This is a genomic window from Pseudonocardia sp. ICBG1142, from assembly GCF_020496255.1.
Classification (GTDB): Bacteria; Actinomycetota; Actinomycetes; order Mycobacteriales; family Pseudonocardiaceae; genus Pseudonocardia.
This window is the reverse complement of record NZ_JAHLJC010000030.1, coordinates 670,450-694,567: the sequence shown is the minus strand read 5'-3', so window position 1 is coordinate 694,567 and position 24,118 is coordinate 670,450. Positions and strand designations below refer to the sequence as shown.

23 protein-coding genes are annotated in these 24,118 nt (G+C 74.6%); 7 read left to right on the top strand and 16 right to left on the bottom strand.

All coding sequences use genetic code 11. The annotated features are described in order from the left end of the window. Window positions 1–67: 67 nt before the first annotated feature. The 3 genes from KPL59_RS17450 to KPL59_RS17440 all read right to left on the bottom strand — a co-directional run bounded on the left by KPL59_RS17450 (window position 68) and on the right by KPL59_RS17440 (window position 3,398). Window positions 68–2,116, bottom strand: a complete 2,049-nt coding sequence (locus KPL59_RS17450; RefSeq protein WP_226361411.1) for a DUF6541 family protein — start codon at window positions 2,114–2,116, stop codon at window positions 68–70. A gap of 128 nt (window positions 2,117–2,244) precedes the next feature. Beyond that, window positions 2,245–2,703 (bottom strand): DUF2304 domain-containing protein, encoded by a 459-nt coding sequence (locus KPL59_RS17445; protein ID WP_226361410.1) that lies wholly within the window; start codon window positions 2,701–2,703, stop codon window positions 2,245–2,247. A gap of 17 nt (window positions 2,704–2,720) precedes the next feature. Then, entirely contained in the window at window positions 2,721–3,398 is a 678-nt protein-coding gene (locus KPL59_RS17440; RefSeq protein WP_020626830.1) for a glycosyltransferase family 2 protein, read from the bottom strand. 129 nt (window positions 3,399–3,527) lie between these two features. On the opposite strand from KPL59_RS17440, the gene KPL59_RS17435 reads away from it, so the two are divergent. Continuing rightward, complete coding sequence (locus KPL59_RS17435) at window positions 3,528–4,529, top strand: putative sugar O-methyltransferase (RefSeq protein WP_226361409.1); 1,002 nt, start codon at window positions 3,528–3,530, stop codon at window positions 4,527–4,529. A 10-nt stretch (window positions 4,530–4,539) separates the two neighbouring features. Then, window positions 4,540–5,598, top strand: coding sequence for a pseudaminic acid synthase (gene pseI, locus KPL59_RS17430; protein ID WP_060714958.1), 1,059 nt, complete (start codon window positions 4,540–4,542; stop codon window positions 5,596–5,598). A 9-nt stretch (window positions 5,599–5,607) separates the two neighbouring features. Here the strand turns inward: pseI and KPL59_RS17425 are convergent, their stop codons facing one another. Further along, window positions 5,608–6,732, bottom strand: a complete 1,125-nt coding sequence (locus KPL59_RS17425) for an NADH:flavin oxidoreductase (protein ID WP_226361408.1) — start codon at window positions 6,730–6,732, stop codon at window positions 5,608–5,610. A gap of 164 nt (window positions 6,733–6,896) precedes the next feature. Between KPL59_RS17425 and KPL59_RS17420 the strand changes: the two genes are divergently transcribed. Continuing rightward, complete coding sequence (locus KPL59_RS17420) at window positions 6,897–7,355, top strand: Rrf2 family transcriptional regulator (RefSeq protein ID WP_226352574.1); 459 nt, start codon at window positions 6,897–6,899, stop codon at window positions 7,353–7,355. Here the strand turns inward: KPL59_RS17420 and KPL59_RS17415 are convergent. The 3 genes from KPL59_RS17415 to KPL59_RS17405 are packed head-to-tail and all read right to left on the bottom strand — an operon-like array spanning window position 7,352 to window position 10,964. Next, window positions 7,352–8,800, bottom strand: coding sequence for a GntP family permease (locus KPL59_RS17415; RefSeq protein WP_226352573.1), 1,449 nt, complete (start codon window positions 8,798–8,800; stop codon window positions 7,352–7,354). The two genes, KPL59_RS17420 and KPL59_RS17415, sit on opposite strands and share 4 nt — an antisense overlap. Window positions 8,801–8,844: 44 nt before the next feature. Further along, window positions 8,845–9,747 carry a hydroxymethylglutaryl-CoA lyase gene (locus KPL59_RS17410; RefSeq protein WP_226352572.1) on the bottom strand — a complete coding sequence of 301 codons (903 nt, stop codon included), beginning with the start codon at window positions 9,745–9,747 and terminating at the stop codon, window positions 8,845–8,847. Next, the gene (locus KPL59_RS17405) at window positions 9,744–10,964 is read right to left on the bottom strand and encodes a CaiB/BaiF CoA-transferase family protein (RefSeq protein ID WP_226352571.1); all 1,221 of its coding nucleotides are present in this window, start codon (window positions 10,962–10,964) and stop codon (window positions 9,744–9,746) included. Before KPL59_RS17405 ends, KPL59_RS17410 begins: the two co-directional genes overlap by 4 nt. A gap of 198 nt (window positions 10,965–11,162) precedes the next feature. Between KPL59_RS17405 and KPL59_RS17400 the strand changes: the two genes are divergently transcribed. Beyond that, the gene (locus KPL59_RS17400) at window positions 11,163–11,816 is read left to right on the top strand and encodes a GntR family transcriptional regulator (RefSeq protein ID WP_226352570.1); all 654 of its coding nucleotides are present in this window, start codon (window positions 11,163–11,165) and stop codon (window positions 11,814–11,816) included. Window positions 11,817–11,846: 30 nt separating this feature from the next. Here the strand turns inward: KPL59_RS17400 and KPL59_RS17395 are convergent, their stop codons facing one another. From KPL59_RS17395 to KPL59_RS17360, 8 genes are all read right to left on the bottom strand, one after another. Continuing rightward, the gene (locus KPL59_RS17395; RefSeq protein ID WP_226352569.1) at window positions 11,847–12,701 is read right to left on the bottom strand and encodes an alpha/beta fold hydrolase; all 855 of its coding nucleotides are present in this window, start codon (window positions 12,699–12,701) and stop codon (window positions 11,847–11,849) included. Continuing rightward, complete coding sequence (locus tag KPL59_RS17390) at window positions 12,698–13,315, bottom strand: energy-coupling factor transporter transmembrane protein EcfT (protein WP_226352568.1); 618 nt, start codon at window positions 13,313–13,315, stop codon at window positions 12,698–12,700. The genes KPL59_RS17395 and KPL59_RS17390 overlap by 4 nt, the downstream gene beginning before the upstream one ends. Continuing rightward, on the bottom strand, window positions 13,312–13,989 hold the full coding sequence (locus tag KPL59_RS17385) for an energy-coupling factor ABC transporter ATP-binding protein (RefSeq protein WP_226352567.1): 678 nt from the start codon (window positions 13,987–13,989) through the stop codon (window positions 13,312–13,314). The genes KPL59_RS17390 and KPL59_RS17385 overlap by 4 nt, the downstream gene beginning before the upstream one ends. Next, window positions 13,986–15,125: a thiolase family protein gene (locus KPL59_RS17380; protein ID WP_226361407.1), complete on the bottom strand. Its 1,140-nt coding sequence runs from the start codon at window positions 15,123–15,125 to the stop codon at window positions 13,986–13,988. The genes KPL59_RS17385 and KPL59_RS17380 overlap by 4 nt, the downstream gene beginning before the upstream one ends. Then, window positions 15,122–16,450, bottom strand: a complete 1,329-nt coding sequence (locus KPL59_RS17375) for a class I adenylate-forming enzyme family protein (RefSeq protein WP_226352565.1) — start codon at window positions 16,448–16,450, stop codon at window positions 15,122–15,124. The genes KPL59_RS17380 and KPL59_RS17375 overlap by 4 nt, the downstream gene beginning before the upstream one ends. Beyond that, on the bottom strand, window positions 16,447–17,025 hold the full coding sequence (locus KPL59_RS17370; RefSeq protein ID WP_226352564.1) for a biotin transporter BioY: 579 nt from the start codon (window positions 17,023–17,025) through the stop codon (window positions 16,447–16,449). Before KPL59_RS17370 ends, KPL59_RS17375 begins: the two co-directional genes overlap by 4 nt. A 68-nt stretch (window positions 17,026–17,093) precedes the next feature. After that, window positions 17,094–18,617, bottom strand: a complete 1,524-nt coding sequence (locus KPL59_RS17365; RefSeq protein WP_226361406.1) for a bifunctional UDP-2,4-diacetamido-2,4,6-trideoxy-beta-L-altropyranose hydrolase/GNAT family N-acetyltransferase — start codon at window positions 18,615–18,617, stop codon at window positions 17,094–17,096. Between the two features lie 5 nt (window positions 18,618–18,622). Next, window positions 18,623–19,387, bottom strand: coding sequence for a cytidylyltransferase domain-containing protein (locus tag KPL59_RS17360; RefSeq protein ID WP_226361405.1), 765 nt, complete (start codon window positions 19,385–19,387; stop codon window positions 18,623–18,625). 39 nt (window positions 19,388–19,426) lie between these two features. Between KPL59_RS17360 and pseB the strand changes: the two genes are divergently transcribed. The 3 genes from pseB to KPL59_RS17345 are packed head-to-tail and all read left to right on the top strand — an operon-like array spanning window position 19,427 to window position 22,971. Then, window positions 19,427–20,410 carry a UDP-N-acetylglucosamine 4,6-dehydratase (inverting) gene (gene pseB, locus KPL59_RS17355; protein WP_075309157.1) on the top strand — a complete coding sequence of 328 codons (984 nt, stop codon included), beginning with the start codon at window positions 19,427–19,429 and terminating at the stop codon, window positions 20,408–20,410. 13 nt (window positions 20,411–20,423) lie between these two features. Next, entirely contained in the window at window positions 20,424–21,554 is a 1,131-nt protein-coding gene (locus KPL59_RS17350) for a DegT/DnrJ/EryC1/StrS aminotransferase family protein (RefSeq protein ID WP_226352562.1), read from the top strand. A 7-nt stretch (window positions 21,555–21,561) separates the two neighbouring features. Beyond that, window positions 21,562–22,971 carry a lipopolysaccharide biosynthesis protein gene (locus KPL59_RS17345; RefSeq protein ID WP_226361404.1) on the top strand — a complete coding sequence of 470 codons (1,410 nt, stop codon included), beginning with the start codon at window positions 21,562–21,564 and terminating at the stop codon, window positions 22,969–22,971. Window positions 22,972–23,035: 64 nt separating this feature from the next. Here KPL59_RS17345 and KPL59_RS17340 read toward each other — a convergent pair whose 3' ends face one another. Continuing rightward, window positions 23,036–24,103, bottom strand: a complete 1,068-nt coding sequence (locus KPL59_RS17340) for a hypothetical protein (RefSeq protein WP_226361403.1) — start codon at window positions 24,101–24,103, stop codon at window positions 23,036–23,038. Between the last annotated feature and the right edge of the window lie 15 nt (window positions 24,104–24,118).

Below are 24,118 nucleotides of genomic sequence, written 5' to 3'. Positions count from 1 at the left end.
TTCCTCCGGGGCGGACGGTGTGTGCACCCGGCTGCGGCACACGGTAACCGCGGGTGCCCGGGGCGCCTCAGCCGGTGGAGCGGGCGGGCTCCGTACCGCAGGCGGTGATCCGGTAGAGCGTGCTGCCGCCGCCGGAGAGGACGGGCTCGAACCCGGGTGCACGGTCGATCCCGGACAGCCCGGGGTAGGTGTCGGCCCGCGGGTCCCACGGCCACCAGGTGACCGGGCCGTCGATGACGTAGCCGACGCCGGTGGCCTGCACCGCGGGACAGACGACGGGGTCGCGGGCAGCGTCGTGCAGCCGCAGCCGGATCAGCTCCTGGTCGGGCGTCCAGGTCCCGGACAGGTGCGGGAAGAGCACCTCGCGCCCGGTCAGCGGGTACAGCAGGCCGTTGCCGGTCCACGGGTTCGCCGCGACGACGGCGCCCGGTTCGGTCGCCCGGCCCGCCGCCTCCAGGAACTCCCGCTGGCCGGGCTGCAGCACCCGGCCGGTCTCGTAGCGGTAGGCGTCGGCGATCACGGCGGCGTGCACGCCGATGCGGAACCCGTCGGTGAGCAGGACCAGCGCCGCGGCGAGGACGGCGACGACCGGGACGGCCGTCAGCCGTCGTCGCTCCGGGGTGGTCTCCGCCCGCCGCACCGCGGTCACCGCACGGACCACCAGGCCCGCCGCGCCGAGCACGCCCAGCGTCGCCAGCGGCACCCCGGTGATCGGGACCATCGCGGCGAGCCGGTGCGAGTCGTTGTACCAGGCCCCGGTCAGCGCGGTGACCAGGTCGCCCTCCCGGGCGACGGCGAGGGTGTAGAGCAGCGCCGAGGTCAGGTGGGCCGGCACCAGCCACGCGGTGCGGGCGTGCCGCAGCGCCAGGACGGCGCCGACCACGACCAGTACCGACACCACGACCAGCTCGGGCCGCTTGTTCGTCCCGTTCCACAGCACACCGGTCAACGCCTCGCGGGCCCCCATCGAGGCCTGCCAGTCGAACATCCGGACGCTGGCGAGGAAGGGCGACCACGCCAGCAGCCACACCACGGCGGCGACCGCGGCGAGCGCACCCGCCGGGGCGAGGGCCGCCGTGGCGAACCGGCGCTCGCGGACGTGCCGCACCGTGCTGAGCCCGGCCGCGACCGCCACCGGGGACAGGCCCAGCACGAGCAGGCTGACCGCGGCGTTCGGATGGGCGAGCGCCAGCGCCGGGACGGTCGTCGCACCGAGCAGCAGCGCCCGGGCCCGGCCGACCACGCTGTCCCGGGTCAGACCCAGCACGGTCACCACGGCGGCCAGCCCGGCGGGCACCAGCGCCAGCCCGAGCAGGTTGGGCCACAGGACGCCCCAGTTCATCAGCAGCCACGGCATCGCGGTGAACGCCGTCGCGAGCACCGGGGTGACCAGCAGGGCACCGGCCCGGCGCCCGACGATCTGGCGGACGAGCAGCGTGCAGGACAGCGGCCACACGACGGCCGCGGCGGCGAACGCGGCGAGGTTCGACGCGGCCGGGATCGACGCGCCGGTGCTCGCCACGACGAGCGAGACGACGTCGTGCCAGGCGGCGGGGTAGGCCGACGGCACGCCGGGGCTGTTCAGCTCGCCCAGCGTCAGCGACGACGCGTCGCCGGTCTGCAGGATCCGGGCGACCGCGCTGTAGTGGTAGATCGCGTCGTAGGTCGGGGAGACCGCGTCGACGGGGCCGAACGCGAGCACCACGGTCAGCCAGCCGATCGCGACGGTGACGGCCACGCCGACCGCCAGCGCGATCCCCCCGAGGGGGCCGTCGGGTCCCGTGCGCAGCAGGAACGGCGGACGGTCGGCGGGATCGCCCGCGTCGTCACCGGGTCCGGACCGGGTCCGGCCCGCCCGCCGCCGGAGCGTCGCGGTCACCGCGGCGCACAGGAGCGCGAGCACGGCGGTGACGCCCAGCACCGGCCACGGTCCCCACGGCACCCCGGCCCGCCCGGCCAGCACGGCGGTGGTCGCGATCAGCGCGACCGACACCAGCGGCCCGGCGCCCCAGCAGACCGCTCCGCGCAGTCCCGCGGCGCGGGCGACGAGCGCCCCGGGCAGGACGCACCAGGCCGCGGTCACCAGGGCCACGGGGACGGCCTGTGCCCACGTCATCCCCGGCTCCGCGCGTCGTCGATCGGCAGCCGCATCCGGCGCACCCTACGAGCGTCGTGCCGCGCGGCGGGACGCGCGGTCGCCGTGTCACCGTCCGCGACCGGATCGTGTCCCGTGCGGATCGCCGCTCAGCTCCTGGTGGAGCGGGCCGTCCCCACCTCGTCGGCGGCGGGCTCGGTGACGGCCGCCCGGTGCCCGTTGGTCCCCGCAGCGCGCTCCTCCAGGGCGGTCAGCCGCTGCTCCAGCTCGCTCTCCCGCCGGGTCAGCTCCGCGTCCCGGACGGCGATCTGGCGGGCCAGGTTCGTCAGGTGCTGGCTGATCTCCCGGTCCCGCAGGTAGGTGTTCAGCATCCCGAACACGAAGGCGACCACGAGCAGGTAGACCAGCAGGTCCGTGCCGCGGCCGATGCCCACCGCCCGGGCCAGGTAGGTCAGGTCGTTCGGGCGCAGGACCGCGTAGATGTTCAGCACGATGAACGCGCCGAAGGCGATCCGCTTGCTCGCCCGCACGCCGACGCTCTGGCCGCTGCGCACGAAGTAGACGAGCGCGCCGACCGCGGCGGCCAGGAGCAGGATCTGCAGGATCACGGTGTTCGCCTCCTGGGTCATCGCTGCCGTACCGACAGGTCGAACAGGATGTTCACCCCGTTGAACAGCGACTGGCCCTTGGATCGTGAGTACTCGGTGTAGCGGATCGTGACCGGGACCTCGCGGATCCGCCACGACGACCGGGCCAGCGACGCGACGATCTCCGACGCGTGCGCCATCCCGTTCATGGTGATCCGCAGGTCCTCCGCGACCGCCCGGTTCATGGCCCGCAGCCCGTTGTGGGCGTCGGTGAGCTTGAGCTTGCGGCTGGCCGGGGACAGCGCCGCGACGGTGCGCAGCACCAGCCGCTTGAGCGGCGGGACCGGCTCGGTCGACTCGAGGAAGCGCGACCCGAGGACGACGTCGGCCTCGCCGCCGCGCAGGATCGCGGCCATCCGGACGGCGTCGGCGACGTCGTGCTGGCCGTCGGCGTCGAAGGTGACGATCCGCTCCGCCCCGCGGAGCAGGGCGTAGTCGATCCCGGTCTGCAGCGACGCGCCCTGCCCGAGGTTGATCGGGTGCCGCACGAGGTGCGCCTCGGTGCCGGCGATGCGTTCGGCGGAGGAGTCCCGGCTGCCGTCGTCGACACACACGACGTTCGGGAAGGCCGTGCGGATCTCCGCGACGACCTCGGCGATGACGGTGTCCTCGTTGTACACGGGGACCACCACCCAGGTGCCGGTGTCGGCGACCACGTCCCACTCCCTCGTCACTGACCGGCGGCCGTTCACGGCCGCACCGCAGAGGCTATCGGTCCGGGTATCCGAGCCGTGCGACGGTGGGCAGGGTTCGGGGCGAACGTGATGTTCCGTACCGTTCGTGACATGGACCCGAGAACCCTGCTCGAGGTGATGCTGGCCGATCTGGACAGCGCGCCGGAGCTGTACCGGCCGACGGACTTCTGGCGGACCGGGCTGGAGAAGGTGGTCGCCGACCTGCGGGAACGCGGGTTCACGGAGTTCCGCAGGCACCCGTCGGCCACGTTCTTCTACGCCCCGCAGTACGCGCCGGTGTCCAGGCCGGCGGCGATGCTGTCGCGGGCGTTCGGGATGCTGGGCGGTCCCGGCGCGCTGCTGCGCGGGCGGATCGACCAGGTTCCCGTCGCCCGGGCCCACCACGCCACGGTGACCGCCCTCGACCCCGCCGACCGGTCGCCGTCGCTCGCCGGGTTCAGCGAGTCGACCGCCGGTGCTCCCGCCGCGCAGCTGGAGTTCGACGGCCGCCGGTTCAGCCGGTCGTCGCTGAACTACCTGCGCGGGCTGGTCATGCTCAAGCGCGCCGTGCCCGACCTCGACGTCTCGACCGTCCTGGAGATCGGCGGCGGGTTCGGCACGCTCGGGGAGATCCTGCTGTCGGGCAACCCCGGACTGCGCTACATCGACGTCGACATCCCGCCGGTCGCCGCCGTCGCCACGCACTACCTGCGCGAGGCGCTCGGGCCGGAGAAGGTCGGCGACTACGCGGCCACCCGCGAGCGCGAGAAGATCGTGATCGACGAGCTGGAGCACCCGGCGACCGTGCTGTGCTCCTGGCAGCTGCCCCGGCTCACCGGGACCGTCGACCTGTTCGCCAACTTCATCTCCTTCCAGGAGATGGAGCCCGAGGTGGTGGCGAACTACGCGAACCTGGTCACCGACCTGGGCGCCCGCTGGCTGCTGCTGCGCAACTCCCCGACCGGCAAGCCAGGAGTGCGCGAGCCCATGCTGCGGCGCCACTACCTGGAGATGTTCGACCGGTTCGAGCTCGTCGACTCCGACGCCGGGCTCTACGGCCAGGACTGCGAGGGCACGGTGTCCGAGGTGATGGTGCTCGCGCGGCGCTCGTAGGGTGGCGCGCATGCGCACCCCGGACCCGATCGAGATCGGCGGCCACCTCGTGGGACCCGGCGAACGGCCGTTCGTCATCGCGGAGGTCTCCGGTAACCACAACGGCTCGCTGGACCGGGCGCTGGAGATCGTCGACGCGATCGCCGGGACCGGGGCGCAGGCGGTGAAGTTCCAGACCTACCGGGCCGACACGATCACCATCGACGCCGACGGCCCGGCCTTCCGGATCCGTGACGACCACGGTCTGTGGGGCGGGCGGAACCTCTACCAGCTCTACGAGCAGGCGCACACGCCCTGGGAGTGGCACGAGCCGCTGTTCGCCCGTGCGCGGGAGCACGGCCTGGTGCCGTTCTCCAGCCCGTTCGACCCGACGGCGATCGAGCTGCTGGAGTCCCTCGACGCGCCGGCGTACAAGGTGGCCTCGGCCGAGCTGGTCGACCTGCCGCTGATCCGGGCGATGGCCGCGACCGGCAAGCCGATGGTGATCTCCACCGGGATGGCGACGCTGGCCGAGATCGACGCCGCCGTCGCCGCCGCCCGCGAGGGCGGTGCGACGCAGATCGTGCTGCTGGCCTGCACCGCCTCCTACCCGGCGGACCCGGTCGACGCGAACCTGCAGACGATCCCGGCGTTGCGCGAGGCGTTCGGCGTGCCGATCGGGCTGTCCGACCACACCCCGGGCATCGGGGTGCCGGTCGCCGCCGTCGCGCTGGGCGCGGTCGCGATCGAGAAGCACGTGACGCTGCGGCGTGACGACGGCGGCGTCGACTCCGACTTCTCCCTGGAGCCCGCCGAGCTGGCGTCACTGGTCACCGAGACCGACGTGGCGCGCCGCGCGATGGGCCCGGCCCGGTTCGGCCCCCGCGAGTCCGAGCGCGACACCCTCGCGCTGCGCCGCTCGCTGTGGGTGGTCGCCGACGTCGCCGCGGGCGAGAAGGTGACCGCGGACAACGTCCGGTCGATCCGCCCGGCGGGTGGTCTGCACACCGACACGATCGGCACCGTCCTGGGCCGGACCTTCACCCGCGACGTCGCCCGCGGCACCCCGCTGACCTGGGACCTGATCTGAGCGGACCGCTCAGTGCAGGGTGCCCAGCGCCGCCTTGGTGAAGGGCACCAGCTCGGACTCGCGGCCCTCCAGGACCTTGCTGCCCCACTCGGGGTCGGCGAGCAGCGCCCGGCCGACGGCGACGAGGTCGAACTCGTCGTCCTCCAGCCGGTCGAGGAGCTTCTCGACACCGCTCACGTCGGCGCGGGCGTCGGCGCCGGCGAACATCGCCGGGTCGAAGACCTGGTCCAGGCCGACCGAGCCGACGGTGATCGTCGGCAGCCCGGTGACCTTGCGGGCCCACCCGGCGATGTTGAGCTCGGCGTCGGCGTCGGGGAACTCCGGCTCCCAGTAGCGGCGCCCGGACGCGTGGAACGCGGTCACCCCGGCGTCGGCGAGCGGGGTCAGCACCTCGGTCAGCTCGTCGGGGGTGGCGGCGAGACGCGCGTCGTAGTGGTTGCCCTTCCACTGGGAGAAGCGGAACACGACCGGGTAGTCGGGCGCGACGCGTTCGCGGACCGCGGCGACGATCTCGGCGGCGAAGCGGGCGCGCTCGGCCCGGCCGCCCGCGTAGCCGTCGGTGCGGCGGTTGGTGCGCTCCCAGAGGAACTCGTCGATCAGGTAGCCGTGCGCGCCGTGCAGCTCGACGCCGTCGAAGCCGATCCGCTCGGCCTGCGCCGCGGCCTCGGCGAACGCGGCGACGATCCGGTCGATCCCGGTGAGGTCCAGCGCCTGCCCGGCGCCCTCGGTGCCGTCGAGCGCGACGCCCGACGGGCCGACGGACGGCGCCTCGGGGAACGGCGGCCTCCCGGCCTCGCGGGTGATGCCGACGTGCCAGAGCTGCGGCATGATCCGGCCGCCCGCCTCGTGCACCGCCTCGACGACCGTCGCCCACCCGGCCAGCGACGCCTCGCCGTGGAAACGCGGGACGTCGGCGGAGTCGCCCGCGGACGGGTCGTCGATGTAGGTCCCCTCGGTGATGATCAGGCCGGTCCCGGCGGCAGCCCGGCGGGCGTAGTAGGCCGCGACGTCGTCGCCGGGGACACCACCGGGGGAGAAGTACCGGGTCATCGGGGCCATGACGATGCGGTTGGCCAGCTGCGCGGAGCCGAGCGAGTACGGACGGCCGAGCAGCCGTGCGGCGCGGGTGGACACGAGGCACTCCAGGGGGGATGAGCCGTCCAGGCACGTCGGCGGGTCCGGGCGGAGGCGTCAAATGGTTCCTGTCAAAGATACAGATGGGCCAGCGAACTGCAACAGTGACCATCACCTTTTCGTCCGGGCGGGTAGTCTGGGGCTCCGACCGGGGAGGTGACGTCGTGCTGGACATCCGGTTCTCCCGTGCCCTGCAGGCGATGCTCTACCTCGCCGCGGCCGCGGAGGGTGACGGGTCGACGGTCAGCTCCGGGCGGCTCGCCGAGGCCCTCGGGACGAACCCGAGCCTCGTGCGCAGGTTGCTCGTGCCGCTCGGGGCCGCGGGCCTGGTCGAGTCGACGAGGGGGCGCAGCGGTGGTGCCCGGCTGGCCCGGCCGGCCGGGGAGATCACCCTCGCCGAGATCCACCGCTGCGCGGTCGGGGAGAAGCCGCTCTGGGCGTGCAGCCCGGAGACCGAGCACGTCTGCCCGGTCACGCCGCACGCCGCGGCGTACTTCGCCGGGCTGACCGCCGACGTGGAGCAGGCGGTGCAGGCGTCGCTGGAGGGGCGGACGCTGGCCGACGCGCTGCGCGAGATGCGTGGGCTCGACACCTCATCGACCGCGTCGACCCGATCGACCTAGACGAGGGAGTCGAGCAGCAGGAGCAGGACCAGGGACACCACCGAGGCGATGGACGGGCCGAGCGTGTAGGTCTTCAGGGTCCCGCGGGTCGACAGGTCGAACACGGACCTGAACAGCCAGAACCCGTTGGCGTTGGGCAGCGCCCCGAACAAGCCGCCGGACAGCGCCGCGAGGGCGATCATGACTGCGGTGCCGGGTCCGGCCGCCATCGCGACCGGGGCCAGGATCCCGGCGGCGGTCAGCGAGCCGAGCGAGATCGACCCGACGGCCATGTGCAGGGTCGCAGCGATGACCCAGGTCAACAGCAGCGGTGCTGCACCACCTGCGGTGAACCACCCACCCATCACCTCGCCCACACCGGTGGCCTTCACGACGGCGGCGAGACCACCGCTGACCCCGGTGAGCACCAGGATGGAACCGCTGGTCTGCAGACCCCGTCCGATCGCGGAGCCCATGGCGTCGGAGGGCAGCAGGATGCGCGCCAGCACGTAGGCGAGCACCAGGCCGGAGAACACGGCGACGTTCGGATTCCCGATGATGTCGATCGCGACGTTGTCCGCACCCGCGGTCCCCGCGATCGCGCTGACGAGCAGGAGTCCCACCGTGACGGCGAGTGGGCTCACGAGCAGTGCCAGGGGGGCGTGCCCGTGTCGGGGCGCCGCCGCCGTCGAGGAGCCCGTCGCGACGGCCTCGGGGTGGGGGCCGTCGTCCGACCGTTCGCCCGTCGCGCGGACCCCGCCCGTCACCGGAACGGTGCCGTCGCCGCCGTTGTCGGCGGAGGTCGCGACGGGCTCGGGGGTGAAGAGCTGATCGCGCCTCTCGTCCCAGAGGCCACGACGAACGAGCCAGGAGTACACGAACACGGACACGACGATCGTGGCGAGCCCGAGGGGCAGGGCATACAGCAGAGCCGACTGCAGCGGGATCCCCAGCACACCGACGACGGCCATCAGGCCGGTGCCGGGGACGACGAAGTTCAGCCCGATCACGATGCCGATGATCGCCGTGCCCGACAGCAGCCCGTGCCCGCCCGGTCCCATCCGGGCCGATGCGTGCCGCGTCAGCGGTCCGCTCAGTACGATCAGCACGTCGGCGAACACCGAGGCCAGCAACCCGCCGAGGGTGAGCCCGTAGGCGTACGGCAGGTTGCGGCGCCCGAGTGCCCGCAGCAGGCCGTCGGCTATCCGTTGCGGGACACCGAGGGCGTGCACCAGCGCACCGAGCAGGACACCGAACGCGATCAGCAGCCCGATCTCGCCCATGACGTCGGCGAATCCCCGCACGATCGTCGCGACGGTGTCGGCCGGTCCCTGCCCGGTGACCAGGCCGAGGTATGCGGCGCCGAGGACGAGGGCGATGACCGGTTCGAGCTTCAGTGCGACGACCGCGACGACGACGCCGATCGTGGCCGTCGCAATGTGGACGAGGATCAGCGATCCACCCATCAGGCACTCCTTCGTGCTGGGGTCATCCGGTGAGGGGGAGCCCGTCAGGTCGACGGGAAGACCCCGGCGCGCAGCAGCGCGCCGGGAACGTCGTGGCCCAGCGCATCGGCGAGCCAGGCGGCCGTCCTACGCAGGAGCTCGACGTCGAGCCCGGTGGCGATGCCGGAGCGGTGCAGGACCCAGGCGAGGTCCTCGGTGGCGACGTTGCCGGTCGCGGCGGGAGCGAAGGGACAGCCGCCGACACCCCCGACACTGGCGTCCAGGGTGGACACGCCGGCCTCGACCGCCGCCAGTGCGTTCGCGATCCCCGTGTTGCGTGTGTCGTGCAGGTGCACCCGCACGGGCAGCTCCGGGACCTGGGATCGGGTCAGCTCGATCCGGTCCCGGACCTGTCGCGGGACGGCCACCCCGATCGTGTCGGCCAGGGCGATCTCGGTGGGACCGAGCGCACCGATCCGCCCGACGCACTCGTCGAACCGGCTGCGGCTCACCTCCCCCTCGAACGGACATCCGAACGCCGCGGCCAGTGTGACCGTCGTCGGCAGACCGGCGGCCGTGGCGGCACGCACGACCCGTTCCGCGACGTCGAGCGACTCGGCGGTGGTCATGTTCTGGTTCCGCCGGGCGAAGGTGTCGGTGGCAACGACGACCACGTTGACCTCGTCGACACCCGCCGCCTGTGCCCGGTCCAGGCCGCGCTCGTTCAGCACCAGCCCCGAGTAGGCGACGCCCCGGGTCCGGTCGAGACCGGCCATCACCGCCTCGGCGTCGGCCATCGCCGGCACCCGTGCGGGGTGGGCGAAGCTCACCGCCTCGATCCGCCGTGCCCCGGCCGCGGCCGCCCGGTGGATCAGCGAGATCTTCTGTCCGGTGGTGAGCGTCGCGGGATCGTTCTGCAGGCCGTCGCGGGGGGAGACCTCGCAGACCGTGACCACGGCGGCGCTCACGCGATCCCGCGCTTGCGCAGGTCGGTGATCTGCTCGGCGTCCAGGCCGAGGCGCTCACGCAGGACCTCCTCGGTGTGCTCGCCGAGCGACGGGCCGAGGCTGCGCACCGCCCCCGGGGTCTCGGACAGCTGGGGAGCGACGTTCTGCATGGGGAAGGCGCCCAGCTCCGGGTGCAGGAGCCGGACGATCGCCCTGCGGGCCGCGAAATGCGGATCGCCCAGCATGTCCTGGGCCCGGTAGGTCAGTCCGGCTGGCACGCCGGCGTCGTGGAGCAGCGCGAGCAGCGCGTCGGACCTGTAGGTGACGGTGACGGCGCCGATCAGTGCGTCGATCTCCGCGCTGTGCCGGCCGCGCGCCTCGTGCGTCGCGAACCGCTCGTCATCGCTCCACTCGGGGTGGCCGAGGGCCTCGGCGAGCCTGCGGAACACGGTGTCCCGGTTGCCGGCGATCAGCACCTCGGCGTCGTCGGCGGTGGGGTAGACGTTGCTGGGGGCGACCCCCGGCAGCGTGCCGCCGCTGCGCTCCCGCTGTGTACCGGCCAGCTCCCACTCCGGTAGCGACGCCTCCATCAGGCTGAGCACCGCCTCGTAGATCGCGGAGTCGACGACCTGTCCCCGCCCGGTGCGGTGCCGACCCAACAGCGCGACCAGGGTGCCCAGTGCGGCGAAGGTCCCGGCCAGCGAGTCGCCGAGCGACACGCCCACCCGGCTGGTGGGGCGTCCGGGTTCGCCGGTGAGGTGACGGATGCCGCCCATGGCCTCGCCGATCGATCCGAAACCGGCACGCCCCGCGTACGGCCCGGTCTGTCCGTAGCCGGTGACCCGGGTCATGACCAGCCCGGGGTTGAGCCGACTCAGTTCGGCGTAGCCGCAGCCCCAGCGCTCCATGGTCCCCGGTCGGAAGTTCTCGAGCAGCACATCGCTGCCGGCCGCCAGCCGGCGCAGGAGGTCCTGGCCCTCCGAGGTCCGCAGGTCGAGCGTCACCGACTTCTTGTTCCGCGCGATGATCGGCCAGTTCAGCGAGTGTCCGCCCGGTCGTGGGTGGCCCCAGGACCGCATCGGGTCCCCGCTCGCGGGGTCCTCGATCTTGATCACCTCCGCGCCGAAGTCACCGAGTAGCTGCCCGCAGAACGGGCCGGCGATCAACGACCCCGCCTCGATCACCGTGGTCCCCGCCAACGGGGCGACGGGGGCATCGGGCTGTGGTGCGACGGTCATGCGGCCTCCTCGACGCGGACTGCGGCCGGTGCTGCCCGACCGGTATCGACAGTGACCGAAAGTGCACAATCCTGTCAATGCCGGAGCTGAACTAGCAGGAAGATCCGCACCGATGCGGCAAGAATGCATACAATCTGGGCTGAGTGGTGTGTCGTACGCTGCTCGTGTCGGCCACCGCCCACGACGTCGGGAGTACCTATGACGACCGGCGCCGAGCGCGCCTACCGCGATCTGCGCGAGGCGATCATCGCCGGGGAGTTCGTTCCCGGTACGAAGCTCACAGAGGTCGCGTTGAGCGAGCGGCTGGAGGTCAGCCGCACCCCGATCCGGGAGGCGTTGCGGCACCTGGCCAAGGAGGGCCTGGTCGAGATCGAACCCAACCGGGGCGCCCGCGTCGCGCAGTGGACACCGGACGACCTGGCCGAGATCTTCCGGCTGCGCGCCCTTCTCGAGGCGCATGCCGCACACCGGGCTGCCGTCCTGCGCACCGAGGACGAGGTGGCGCAGATGGAGGAGTGTCTCGCCGGCATGGACCGCCTGGGGGACCGGCGCGACGCCGAGGCGGCCGCCGAACGCACGCGGCTGAACAACGAGCTGCACTCCGCGGTCGCCGCGGCCGCGCGTAGCCCACGCCTCGAGGAACTGCTCCTGCAGCTGGTCAATGCGACGCTGGTGCTCCGTACGTTCGAGCGCTACTCACCCGATGCGCTGGAGCGGAGCAGACGCCAGCACCATGACCTCGTGCTCGCCGTACGGGCGCGGAACCCCGAGCTCGCAGCGGCGACGATGAGCGCACACGTCCTGGTCGCCCACGCGGAGCTGGCCGGCCGGGCCGATGCCCCGGATCCGTGACCGGCGCCGCCGGCAGCGACGCCGAGCCACCTAGCCATCCAGGAAGTCCCTGACCAGGGCGTTCACCTCGTCCGGGGACTCCCGGTTCGACCAGTGGCCCCGCCCGGGCAGCAGCACGAACCGGGCGCCGGGGACGGCCTCGGCGGCCGCGCGCGTGGTCGCCACGGGGACGCCGGCGTCCCGGTCGCCCTGCACGAACAGTGCGGGGCAGCGGATCTCCGACAGCCGGGGGCGCAGGTCGACCCGCATCCGGCGGAACCCGATCGAGCCGTTCTGCCAGTCCGAGCTGCCCGCGTTCCCGGACCGGGCCTCGGCGAGGACGGCGTCGACGATCTCGTCCAGGTCGGGCACGCGGTCGGCGTCGCCGAACAGGGCGCGGCGGGCGAACGCGGTGACCGCGGCCCGGCTGCGGAAGGCCAGGTTCGGCAGGGTCCGCGACAGCAGGGGTACTCGCGCGGTCAGCCACAGCAGCTGGTGCAGCCCGGGCGGGAAGCTCAGCGTCCCGGCCGGGGCCAGCGCGACGACCCGTTCCACCCGGTCGGGGTGCTCGATCGCGGTCGCCAGCGCGAGGGCGCCGCCCTGGGACAGCCCGACGACGGCGGCCCGCTCGATGCCGAGGTCGTCCAGCACGTCGACGACCGTGCGCAGCAGCACCTCGTGGGTCGCCCGGCCATGCCACGGCCGGCTGCGCCCCTGCTTCGGCCAGTCGGGGGCGACGACGCGGTGGTCGCGCGCGAGGTCGGGGACGAGGTGGCGCCAGCTGAGCAGCGCGTTGTCCAGACCGGCGCCGGAGAGCAGCAGCACCGGCGGGCCGGCGTCGCCGGCGAGGTGGACGTGCAGGTCGCCCTCGGGACGGGGGATCACGTGGTCGCGCAGGTCGGTCATCGGTCGTCATCCTCGTCGCCCCACCCGCGTGCGGCCAGTGCCTCCCCGAGTGCGTCGGCGTGCCGCAGCGTGCGCACCAGGAAGGGCACCGCGAACGCCGTCGGCGACCGGTCCGCCCCCCGTGCCTTCGCCGCGGCCCGGACCTGCCCCGCGATGCCGGACAGGGTTCCGATCGACTGCACTGTCAGTCCGACGAGAAGGCCGAGGCGCTCGGGTGCGAGGCCGAACCGGCGCAGCGGGCCGAGTCCGCGTTCCACCGCGCTGACCAGGTCGTCCACCCGGGTGGTGAGGGTGAACAGGGTCGCCGCGCCCATCGCGGCGAGCAGCCGGAGCACGATCACCAGCGTCCGCTCCGGACCGAGCAGCCACCACTGGACCACGCCGAGCAGCACGGCCAGCAGCACCAGCGTGCGCAGCACCGGCCCGACCCGGTGCCACGGGATCCGGGCCACCACGTAGCCGGCGGCGACGGCCAGGCACAGCCCGCCGAGCACCCACGGGTCCCCGGTGAGCACCGCCCCGATCGCGAGGGCCAGCACCACCAGCAGCGACGGCCCGGCGGGCGCCCGGTGCAGCAGGCTGTCACCGGGTGCGTAGAGCCCCAGCGGGGTCACGACCCGCAGAGCCTGCGGTAGTACGCGACGGCCGGTCCGGGCTCGTCGTCGGCGACGACCCGCCCGCCGTCGAGGACGACGACGCGGTCGAAGTCGTCGAGCAGGTCCAGGTCGTGCGTGGCGAGAAGGACCTGCTGGCGCAGGCCGGCGAGCCGCTCGGCGAAGGCGCGCTTGTTGCGCAGGTCGAGCAGGGTGGTCGGCTCGTCGCAGACCAGCACGTCCGGGTCGAGGACCAGCACCGAAGCCAGCGCGAGCAGCTGCTTCTGCCCACCGGAGAGCTGGTGCGCGGGGTGCTCCACGTGCTCGCCCAGGCCGAACCCGGTGAGGGTCTCCGCGGCGAGCCGGGCCCGCTCGGCGCGGTCGCGCACGGTGCGGCGCAGCGAGAACGCGACGTCCTCGCCCGCGGTCGGCATGACGATCTGGGAGTCCGGGTCGGAGAAGACGAACCCGACCCGGCGGCGGACGGCCGCGCCCTCGCGGGCCGGGTCGCGGCCGTCGACGCGCACGGTCCCCGAGGTCGGTGCGACGAGCCCGTTCACGGTCCGGGCCAGTGTGGACTTGCCGGAGCCGTTCGCCCCGACCAGCGCGACCCGGGGCTCGCCGAGGGCGAGGGTGACGCCGTCGAGGACGGTGCGCTCGCCGTAGCGGTGCCCGACGTCGGTGAACTCGATCACCGGACCACCCGCCAGCTCGTCGCGACGCCGAGGCCGCCGCCGGAGGACAGCGCGGCGATCCCGGTCTCACCGCGGCCCTGCACGACGAGCCGGTGGAACAGCCGCACGACCAGCACCGCGCCCGAGGCGCCCCAGGGGTGACCGAGCGCGATCGCGCCGCCGTCCGGGCCGGCCAGGTGCTCGTCGATCCCGGCTGCGTCGAGGCAGGCCAGCGCCTGCCCGGCGAACGCCTCGGTGAACTCGACGGCGTCCGGGGCCATCGGCCGGTCACGCAGCGTGGCGAGCGCGGGGACGGCGCCGAGTCCGAGGTCGGCCGGGGGGCAGCCGCGGGTCGCGGCCGAGACCAGCGCGAGGCCGGGCACACCCAGCTCCCGGCGTCGCCATTCCGGCACCAGCGCGACGGCGGCGGCCCCGTCGTTCACCCCGCAGGAGTTCGCGGCGGTGTGGACGCCGTCGGGGGTGAACGCGGGGCGGAACCGGGCGAGACGGTCGGCGGTGAAGCGGTCGCGGGGCCGCTCGTCGGCGGTGAGGAGCCCGCCGACGCCGTCGACCGGGACGAGCTCGTCGTCGAAGCGGCCGGCCCGCTGCGCGTCGACGGCGCGGGCGTGGCTGCGGGCGGCGAACGCGTCGAGACGGGTGCGGGTCAGGCCCGCCCGGGTCGCCACGTCGTCGGCGGCCGGGCCCATGTCCGGGTCCGGGTCGCCGGCCGGGGCGAACGGCGCCCGGGTGTAGACGGTGCCGTCGGCCCACGTCCGGGTGGGCGCGGTCGACGGGGACTCGGCACCGCCTGCCAGGTAGCCGATGCCGTCGCCGGCACGGATCCCCGCGGCCGCGGTGAGGATCGCGGCCAGCCCGCTCGCGCACTGCCGGTCCACGGTCATGCCGGGCACCTCGTCGCCGAGCCCGGCGGCGAGCGCCGCGACCCGGGCCGGGTTGCCCCCGGGGCCGAAGACGTTGCCGAGGAGCACGTCGTCGACCGGGCCGCCGAGGGCCCCGGCCAGCGCGGCGAGTACGGGTGCGGCGAGCGCGTCGACGGTCATCGCGCGCAGCGCGCCACCCGCGGTGCCGATCGGGGTGCGCCGCGCGGCGATGACGACCGGGGTGTCGTCCGTCGTGCCGCTGCCGGGGACGGTCACTCCGGCCCCCCGAGCGGGACCGCGTCGAGGGTCCCGTCGCGCAGCGCGGCGTCGACGGCGGCGCGGGCGGGCTTGCCCGAGCCCAGCCGCGGGAGCGCCCGGGTGACCAGCCACCGGCGCGGCCGCTTCGCCGGGGACAGCCCGGCCCGCGCCGCGGCGCGCAGCGCCCGCCGGTCCGGGACACCGTCACCGGCCTCGACGACCGCGGTGACCACCATCCCCAGCGACGCGTGCGGGGTCCCGGCGACGACGACGTCACCGACGCCCGGCACGCCGCGCAAGACTTGCTCGACCTCCTCGGCGGCCACCAGCGTGCCGCCGGAGGAGATGGTGGTGGCGGCGCGGCCGAGGACGGTCAGGCCGCCGTCGGCGGTGAGCTCGGCGCGGTCCCCGACGGTCGTCGGACCGGGACCGGCCGGCACCAGCTCGCCGCGGGTGAACCGGCCGCGCACCGACTGCGGGCTGTCCACCCACAGCTCGCCGTCGCGCACCGTGAGGTGCACGCCCTCGACCGGGCGCAGCGGGCCGTCGTCGCGGCGGGTGGCGATCAGCGAGTGCTCGGCCGAGCCGTAGTACTCCAGCAGTGTGGTGCCGGGCAGCAGCCGCGCGCACCGCTCCCGTATCCCGGGCGCGACGTGCGCACCGCCGCACACCACGACCTGCGGTGCCGGGCCGCCCGGGCGGCGCTCGCGCTCGTCGAGCAGCGCGGAGAGCTGGGCGGGGACGAGATGGACCGAGCCGCCGTCGGGCAGGTCGGTCGGGTCGAGCCGACCGCGGGTGACCAGGCCCAGCCCGTGGTGCAGGGCGTGCAGGGCCCCGAACAGGTACAGCGTCGACGACGGCGGCCCCGGCACGAGGACCGGTCCGGGCAGCGCACCGAGGATGTCGAACCCGATCCGCCAGGAACGCCGGTCGCGGGCCAGCACGGAGGGGACACCGGTGCTGCCCGAGGTCGTCGGGAGCAGGAACAGGCCGGGTGTGCGTGGTCCGCCGTCGGCGGTATCGGCCCGCCCGTCGGTGCCGACGACGTGGTGCGGCGCGGCGTCGGCGAGCACCGCGTCGCGTTCGCGGCCGGTCCAGCCGGCGTCGGCGAGCAGCGACGCCGCGCCCAGCCGGTCCGCGGCGAGCAGGTAGGGCAGCACCGCCCAGCGGGCCCGGGTGGGGGTGTCGAGCACGACGCGCTGCCCGCTCCGCACCCCGAGCCGGGACAGCCGTTCCCCGGCCGCTCCGACGGCGTCGGCCAGCCCCCGGGGCAGCCAGGGTGCCGGGACGACGGGCGCCGTGTCGTCGTCGGCGTCCGGGGCGTCGATGCCGGCCCCGCTCACCGGACCCGGGACTCGGACGCAGGGCGGACCGGCAGCAGGTCCGGAAGGGCCCGGTGCACCAGCGACGCGATCAGCGCGGCCAGCACCACCTTGATCAGGTCACCGGGCACGAAGACGAGGGACTGCACGATCCCGCCGGTGACGTCGCCGATGTAGACGCCCAGCCACGGCATGCCGATCACGTAGTCGGCGAGCAACCCCGCCAGGCAGGCGAGCAGCAGCACGGGCAGCGACCGCGACCGGAACCGCGCCACGATCAGGCCCGCGACCAGTGCGGACAGCAGCCAGCCGACGAGGAAGCCGCCGCTGGGTCCGAAGAACGCGGCGCCGTTGCGGCCGCCGGACAGCAGCGGCAGCCCGACCGCGGTGAGCACCAGCAGCAGCGCGACCGATGCCGTGCCGAGCCGCCACCCGAGGATGACGCCGGCCAGGATCGGGCCGACGTTCTGCAGGACGATCGGCACCCCGGCCACTCCGGCGAAGCCGGGGAACAGCCCGAGGACGGCGATGAACGCGGCGAACACGACCACGCGGGCGAGATCGGCCGCGGGGAGCGCGGGACGGGATCCGGACACGCGCGAAGGGTAGGTCACATCGGCGTACCGGAGGTGCGGCGTGCGGGTTGCGTCACGGCGCCAAGCGCTCACAGCACGCGATGGAGTGTCCGGAATCCGTCGGCGTCGGGGGTGCCGGGCTCGCCGTAGCCCGCGCGGGCGAACAGCCGGGCCGAGGCGTCGTTGCCGGTGTGCACGACGGCGGTCACCGCGGTCCCGGCGCCGGTCCGGGCCCGTAGCGCGTCCTCCCCGGCCCGCAGCATGGGCAGGGCCAGCCCCTCGCCACGGCGCTCCGGGGCGACGGTGATCGAGACCTCCCAGCCGCTCCCGTCCCGGTCCCAGCGGACGGTGCCGACCGGCCCCCTGGCGTCGGCGACGACGAGGAGCAGCCGGTCGTCGCGGTCCAGCGAGCCGGCGAGCCAGCGGCGGTGGGTGGCGAGGTCGACCGCGTCGTGGCTGCGTGACCAGCGACGGGTGTCGGGGTCGTTGCGCCAGGCCAGGAGCAGCTCGGCGTCGCCGGGCCGGGCGGGGCGGGACCGGACCACCCGGGCGAGCCCCCGGCCCTCGGCGGCGACGCGCGCCTCCCGGCCGCCGGACGTGCCCACCGCGGTGGCCACGGCGTCGACGACCCGGCCCGCGCCCTCGCCGTCGACGACGGTCGCGGCCCGGTCGGCGAGCGCGGCGCGGTCGCCCGGCCTGGTCAGCAGGGCGTGCAGCACGGCCGCGGCGGCGGCCGGGTCGGCGAGGTCCGCGGTCCCGCCCAGCCCGGCGGCGGCCCCGGCGTCGACGACGGTCCGGTAGCCCTCGGTCTGGTTGTCCGCGGCCCGGACCAGCGCCATCGGGACACCCACGCAGCACAGCTCCCACACCGTCGTCCCGGCCGCGCTGACGACGAGGTCGGCCTCGGCCATCGCGGCGGGCAGGTCGGGCAGCGGCGGCACCGCCCGGAACGTCGCCGGCCCATCGGCGGGCAGGTCGAGGGGCCGCCCACCGGGGACGACGACGTCGACCTCGGCGGGGACGTCCGCGGCGGCGAGGGCGGCGACCGCCCGGGGCAGCAGCCCGGCGGCGTCGGTCCCGCCCATGACGACCAGCACACGGGGCGGCCCGGTGCCGGGGGCGTCGGCGGCCCGCAGGGCCCGCCGGGTGCGGGCACGGCGGACGGTCAGCCGCAGCGGGGCGTAGCCGGGGCCGCGGAGCAGGACGGGGGAGCCGTCGTCGGGGCGGGGGTGGTCCTCGGCTCCCATGTTCGGGTCGACCACCACGTCACCGGGACGCCGGCCGGTCGCGAAGTCCTCCACGGTGGACAGCACGACCCCGGCGTCGTTCAGGGCCGGACGCAGGTCGTCGCCGAGCAGGTAGTGGTCGACGTGCACGGCGTCGATCCGGTGCTCACGGGCCAGCGCCGCGAGCCCGCCGGCGGTGTCGGCCGGGGGCAGGACGGGGCCGGGCTCCCGGACCAGCCCGGACCACAGCCAGCGCAGCCCGTCGAGCCGGCCCGACCAGAACACCTCGTGCCCGGACAGCAGCGCCGCCTCGGCGACCGCGGCACACCGCACCGCGTGCCCCACCCCCGTCGATGGTCCGGCGTCGCAGCGCAGCAGCAGACGCATCCCGCTCACCCCTCGGCGAGGGACTTCTGACGGACGTGCGCGTTGCGCTCCACCAGGTCCGGCCGCGACCGCAGCACGTCGACGACCGCCCGCCACCCGGTGCGCCCGTCCAGGGCCTCGACCAGCCCCGTCAGGGCGTGCAGGTCGTCGACGGTGTCCAGGGTGACGCGCAGGTCGTCGGCGGCCGGTGCGACGACGAGCCCGAGGCAGCGGAACCGGTCCGGGTCTCCGTAGAGGCCCGACGTCACGTGGATCCGGTCGTACCCGGTCGCGGTGCCGGCCAGCGCGCGCAGCGCGTCGACGCGGGCGAGCTCGACGTCCAGGCCGCGCGGCAGGGTGCGCACCAGGGTGGTGGCGACGTAGTCCTGCTCCGGCACGGACCGCCAGGTCGCGGCGACCAGCGACACCAGGGCCGGGTCGAGCAGCGGGCAGTCCGCCGTCAGGCGCACCACGGCGTCGCAGGGGTGCTCGTCGACGGCCTGCACGAAGCGGGCCAGCACGTCGTCCTCGGAGCCGCGTACCACCGGGACGCCGATCGTCGCGGCGCGCTCGGCCACGGCGTCGTCGCCCGGGGCGGTCGAGGTCGCGACCACGACCCGGTCGACGCCGGAGGCGGCGCGGGCGGCGGCGACCACCCGGTCGAGCACCGGTGTGCCGCCGAGATCGGTGAGCACCTTGCCCGGGAGCCGCGTCGACCCCGTCCTCGCCTGGATGACCGCGTTGACCCGCACCCGTACCTGCTTCGATTCGTCCGATCGATCGCGTGCCATCATGCCGGGCGGACGAAGTTCCGCAGATCTGGAGGCGTGATGTCGGTACTCAAGGGCTCGTCGGTCCTGGTCACGGGCGGGACGGGGTCCTTCGGGAAGGCCTTCGTCCGCACCCTGCTCGACCGTTACGAGCCGCGCCGGCTGGTGATCCTCTCGCGCGACGAGCTCAAGCAGTACGAGTGCCGGTCGCTGTTCGACAACGACCCGCGGCTGCGCTGGTTCCTCGGTGACGTCCGGGACCAGCCGCGCCTGCGCCGCGCGATGCACGGCGTCGACTACGTCGTGCACGCCGCCGCGCTCAAGCAGGTGGACACGGCCGAGTACAACCCGTTCGAGTTCATCCGGACCAACGTCGAGGGCTCGCAGAACGTCGTCGAGGCCGCGATCGACGCCGGGGTGAAGAAGGTCGTCGCGCTGTCCACGGACAAGGCGTCGAGCCCGATCAACCTCTACGGCGCCACCAAGCTGTGCGCCGACCGGCTGTTCGTGAGCGCGAACCACTACGCCGCCGCCTACGAGACCCGGTTCGCCGTGGTCCGCTACGGCAACGTGCTCGGCAGCCGCGGGTCGGTCGTCCCGCTGTTCAAGAAGCTCGCCGCCGACGGCCAGTCGCTGCCGATCACCGACAAGCGGATGACCCGGTTCTGGATCACCCTGCCGGACGCGGTTCAGTTCGTCATCGACTCCTTCGACGCGATGCAGGGCGGCGAGCTGTACGTGCCGCGCATCCCGTCGATGCGGATGACCGACCTCGCCGAGGCCATCGCCCCCGGCGCCGCGACCCACGAGATCGGGATCCGACCGGGCGAGAAGCTGCACGAGGAGATGATCGCCGCGGACGACTCGCGGCGGACCCTCAAGCTGGCCGACCGCTACGTCGTCGAGCCCTACATCGCCGGCTGGGGCTACACCTCCCCGGCCGACGGTGAGCCGGTCCCGGACGGGCAGGCCTACCGGTCGGACACCAACGACCTGTGGCTGTCGCCCGAGCAGCTGCGCGCGATGGTCGAGGCGCTCGACTGATGGGCGGCGCCTGATGCTCCCCTACGGCCGGCAGTCGATCTCGCCGGAGGACGTCGAGGCGGTCACGGCGGTCCTCGGGACCGACTGGTTGACCACCGGCCCCGCGGTGGCCCGGTTCGAGGACGACCTCGCCGCCGTCTGCGGGAACCCGGCGGTGGCCGTGACCAGCGGGACCGCGGCGCTGCACGTCGCCTACGCCGCGGCCGGGGTCGGCCCGGGCCAGGACGTGGTGGTCGCCCCGCTGACCTTCGTCGCGACGGCGAGCGCCGCGGCCCTGCTCGGCGCGAACGTCGTGTTCGCCGACGTCAGCCCGGACACCGGGAACCTCGATCCGGACGCGGCGAAGGCCGCGCTGACACCGAACACGACCGTCGTGGCCGGGGTCGACTACGCCGGCCACCCGATCGACGCGGCACCGCTGCGGTCGCTGGCACACGACGCCGGCGCCCTGCTGCTGGAGGACGCCGCGCACTCCGTGGGCGGCACCTGGCACGGTCGCCCGGTCGGTGACCTGGCCGACCTGACCACGCTGAGCTTCTTCCCGACCAAGAACCTCACCACTGCCGAGGGCGGCGCGGTCGTGTCCCCGCGCGAGGAGCTCGTGGCGGGCGCCCGGTCGTTCCGCAACCACGGCCTCGTCCGCGACAAGGACGCGCAGCGCTTCCCCGACGAGGGCCCGTGGCACCAGGAGGTGCACGCGTTCGGGCTGAACTACCGGCTGCCCGACCTGCTCGCCGCCCTCGGATCCTCCCAGCTCACCCGGCTGGCGGCGTTCACCGCGCGGCGCAGGGAGATCCACGCCCGCTACGACGCCGCGCTCGCCGACGTGCCCGAGGTCCGCACCCCGGTCCGCCGCGACGGCGCCGAGCCCGCCTGGCACCTCTACCCGCTGCGCGTGCTCGACGGCCGCCGCCGTGCGCTGTTCGAGTACCTGCGCGAGCACGGCATCGGGGTGCAGGTCAACTACATCCCCGCATACTGGCACCCGGTCTTCGCCGACCTCGGCCATCGCCGCGGCCTGTGCCCGAACGCCGAGGAGTACTACTCCCAGCAGCTCTCGCTGCCGCTGTTCCCCGATCTCGCCGACGCCGACGTCGACCGGGTCGCGGGCCTGGTGCGGGAGTTCTTCGGGCACTCGGCGTGAGCGCGGGGTGAGCGCCGTGGACGCCAGCCGGGAGGTGCTCGGGCGCGGCTCGCTCTACACGCTGGGCAGCGTCGCCCCGATCCTGGCGAACGTCGTCGTCACGCCGTTCGTGACCCGGCTGCTGGGCGACGCCGAGTACGGCGTCGTCGCCGTCGGGCTGATCCTGGTGCAGGTCGGTGCGATGGTCGTCGGGTTCGGCCTGGCGTCGTCGATCACCCGGCACGGGATCCTGGAGAGCTCGGGCACCGACGGCGCGCGGGCGCTGGTGCTGCAGGGCAGCGCCCTGTCGCTGGCGGTGGTCGTGCTCGCGGTGCTGGCAGGCCCGTGGTGGAGCCTGCCGGTCCTGTCGGTGCCGTGGCGCGCCGGGCTGGTGTTCGCCGGGCTCGCCGCCGCCGGCTTCGTGGTGGTGCTCAACGCCCAGGCGTTCCTGCGGGTGCAGGACCGGCCGGTGCCGTTCGTCGTCATGTCCGGGGTGGCGACGCTCGGCGGACCGCTCGCCGGGCTCGCGCTCGTCGCGTGGCGGGCGAGCGACGCCGACGACTACCTGTTCGGCCTGCTGCTCGGCTACCTCGCGGCCGCGGTGATCGGGCTCGTGCTCGCGCTGCGCGGCGGCCGCCCGCGCACCGCGCGGGGCGACTTCGGCCGGGCGCTGCGGATCGGGCTGCCCGCCGTCCCGCACCTGGTCGCGCTGCTGCTCGTGCAGAACGCGCTCGTGCTGATCGTGAGTCGGTACTTCGGGGTCGCCGACGGCGGCCGCATGCAGATCGCGCTGCTCCTCGGCTCCGCGCCCGCCATGATCGTCTCCGCGCTGAACAACGCCTGGGCGCCGGTCATCTACCGGACCGCTCCCGAGGCCCGCGGCGCCGCGCTGGAACGCACCGCCCGCGACGTCGGCGTCGTCACCGCCGCACTGGCCGGCGGGGTCGCGCTGCTCGCCCCGTTCCTGCTGCGGATCCTCGCCCCGGCCTCGTTCGCCCCCGAACAGCTGGTGCCGGTCACCGCGGTCGCGACGCTCGGCGCCGTGGTCAGCGTCGTCTACCTGGCCAACGTGCACCTGGTGTTCGCGTCCGGCCGCAGCGGCGGGCTCGCCATCGCGAGCCCGGTCAGCCTGGTGCTCGGGGTGGTCGCGGCGGTGCTGCTCGCCCGGACCGGGTCGCTGACCGCGGTCGCCGCCGGGTTCCCGCTGATCTACCTGGCCCTGGCGGCCGGGACGTCGCTGCTGCGTCGGCGGGTGTCACCGACCCGCTGGCGGGAGGCGGTGCTGGCCGGGCCGCTGGCCGTCGGCGTCGTCGTGTGCGGGGCCGGGGTGCTGCTGCCGTCCGACGGCGTGCTGTGGCTGTCGGTGCGGTTCGTACTGGCCGCGCTGCTCGGGGTGGCCCTGCTGGTGCTGGTCCGCCGGATCTTCCGACCGTCATGATCGCCGGGAGTGGAGCGCGGAGAGTAGTCGGCTGCGTCCTCCGCTCCACTCCCGGCGATCATGGTCAGGCGTCGAGGGGCTCCTCGGTCGCGATCGGCGTGGGCAGTCCGCGCGGCAGCGGCTTCGGCAGCGCGGCCAGCGGGTGGCGCAGCCACAGCAGCGGGTTCGAGCTGCCCGCCGACATGGCCTGCGTGCTGGCCGCGGAGCGCTGGGTCAGCCCGAGCACCATCGCGGCCTTCGCCAGCGGCGACGCCGCGTAGTGCTGCAGGCCGGGCCCGACGCTCGGGGTGCGGCCCCAGCCGAGCACGGTGCGCAGCGCGTCCGGGTCGAGCAGGTGCTCGGCGCCGAGCTCGCGGCGGGCGAGCGCGGTCGCGGCGGCGTCGGCCTCCGCGGCGCCGGACTCCGGGCGGGTCCCGTCGGTGGGATCGACCGTGTGGAACTCCGGCCAGGTCGCGCGCAGCTCGTCCACCGCCGACGACGACTGCGCCCCGAACGTCAGCGGGTCACCCCACACCCCGGCGGGGGTGCCGACGGCGGCCGCGTACAGCACGGCCGTCGACAGCCGGTTCGACGAGACCCGGCTCGCGTTCCCGACCAGGTGCATGATCCGCAGCAGGAAGTGCGGGTCGTCGCGCCGCCCGGCGGTGACCAGCGTGTGCCCGGCGTCGCGCCAGGCGGTGGTGATCTCCGGGTCGGTCATGTCCTCGTGGTGCAGGCACACCGTCGACGGACCGTCGACCTTCGCGACCTGACGGGCCAGGTCGGCGTGCGCGCCGGTCACACGGACGAGCCGGGTGCCGTGGAACGGGACGAACACCGGCCCGAGCCGGTCCGACGGCGTCCAGCCCTGCGCGCGCAGCAGCGCCTCCAGGTAGAGCACCGGGGCACCGATCGGCGTGGTCTCGCGGTCCTCGTCGGCGGGGGACCAGCCGCGGCAGCCGTGCGACCACACCAGCAGCCGTCGCCGGCGGGGGTCGGTGCCGACCGTCGGGAAGTCCGCGAAGTGCGCGGCGACGGGGGAGACCGCGGTCCAGCCGTGCTGCAGCAGACCGGCGATGTGCCGGGGCCGGGACAGCCCGGCGTAGGCGGCGAGGACGGCCGAGTGGCCGTAGTAGTGGTTCTGGATGTCCATCGCCGTGCTCCGGGT

Bases quoted from the DNA above. Each gene is read 5' to 3' on its own strand.
- KPL59_RS17450 (WP_226361411.1), bottom strand. From the start codon at position 2,116: ATGACGTGGGCACAGGCCGTCCCCGTGGCCCTGGTGACCGCGGCCTGG.
- KPL59_RS17435 (WP_226361409.1), top strand. From the start codon at position 3,528: ATGGACCCGAGAACCCTGCTCGAGGTGATGCTGGCCGATCTGGACAGC.
- pseI (WP_060714958.1), top strand. From the start codon at position 4,540: ATGCGCACCCCGGACCCGATCGAGATCGGCGGCCACCTCGTGGGACCC.
- KPL59_RS17415 (WP_226352573.1), bottom strand. From the start codon at position 8,800: ATGGGTGGATCGCTGATCCTCGTCCACATTGCGACGGCCACGATCGGC.
- KPL59_RS17405 (WP_226352571.1), bottom strand. From the start codon at position 10,964: ATGACCGTCGCACCACAGCCCGATGCCCCCGTCGCCCCGTTGGCGGGG.
- KPL59_RS17400 (WP_226352570.1), top strand. From the start codon at position 11,163: ATGACGACCGGCGCCGAGCGCGCCTACCGCGATCTGCGCGAGGCGATC.
- KPL59_RS17395 (WP_226352569.1), bottom strand. From the start codon at position 12,701: ATGACCGACCTGCGCGACCACGTGATCCCCCGTCCCGAGGGCGACCTG.
- KPL59_RS17365 (WP_226361406.1), bottom strand. From the start codon at position 18,617: ATGCGTCTGCTGCTGCGCTGCGACGCCGGACCATCGACGGGGGTGGGG.
- KPL59_RS17360 (WP_226361405.1), bottom strand. From the start codon at position 19,387: ATGGCACGCGATCGATCGGACGAATCGAAGCAGGTACGGGTGCGGGTC.
- pseB (WP_075309157.1), top strand. From the start codon at position 19,427: ATGTCGGTACTCAAGGGCTCGTCGGTCCTGGTCACGGGCGGGACGGGG.
- KPL59_RS17350 (WP_226352562.1), top strand. From the start codon at position 20,424: ATGCTCCCCTACGGCCGGCAGTCGATCTCGCCGGAGGACGTCGAGGCG.
- KPL59_RS17340 (WP_226361403.1), bottom strand. From the start codon at position 24,103: ATGGACATCCAGAACCACTACTACGGCCACTCGGCCGTCCTCGCCGCC.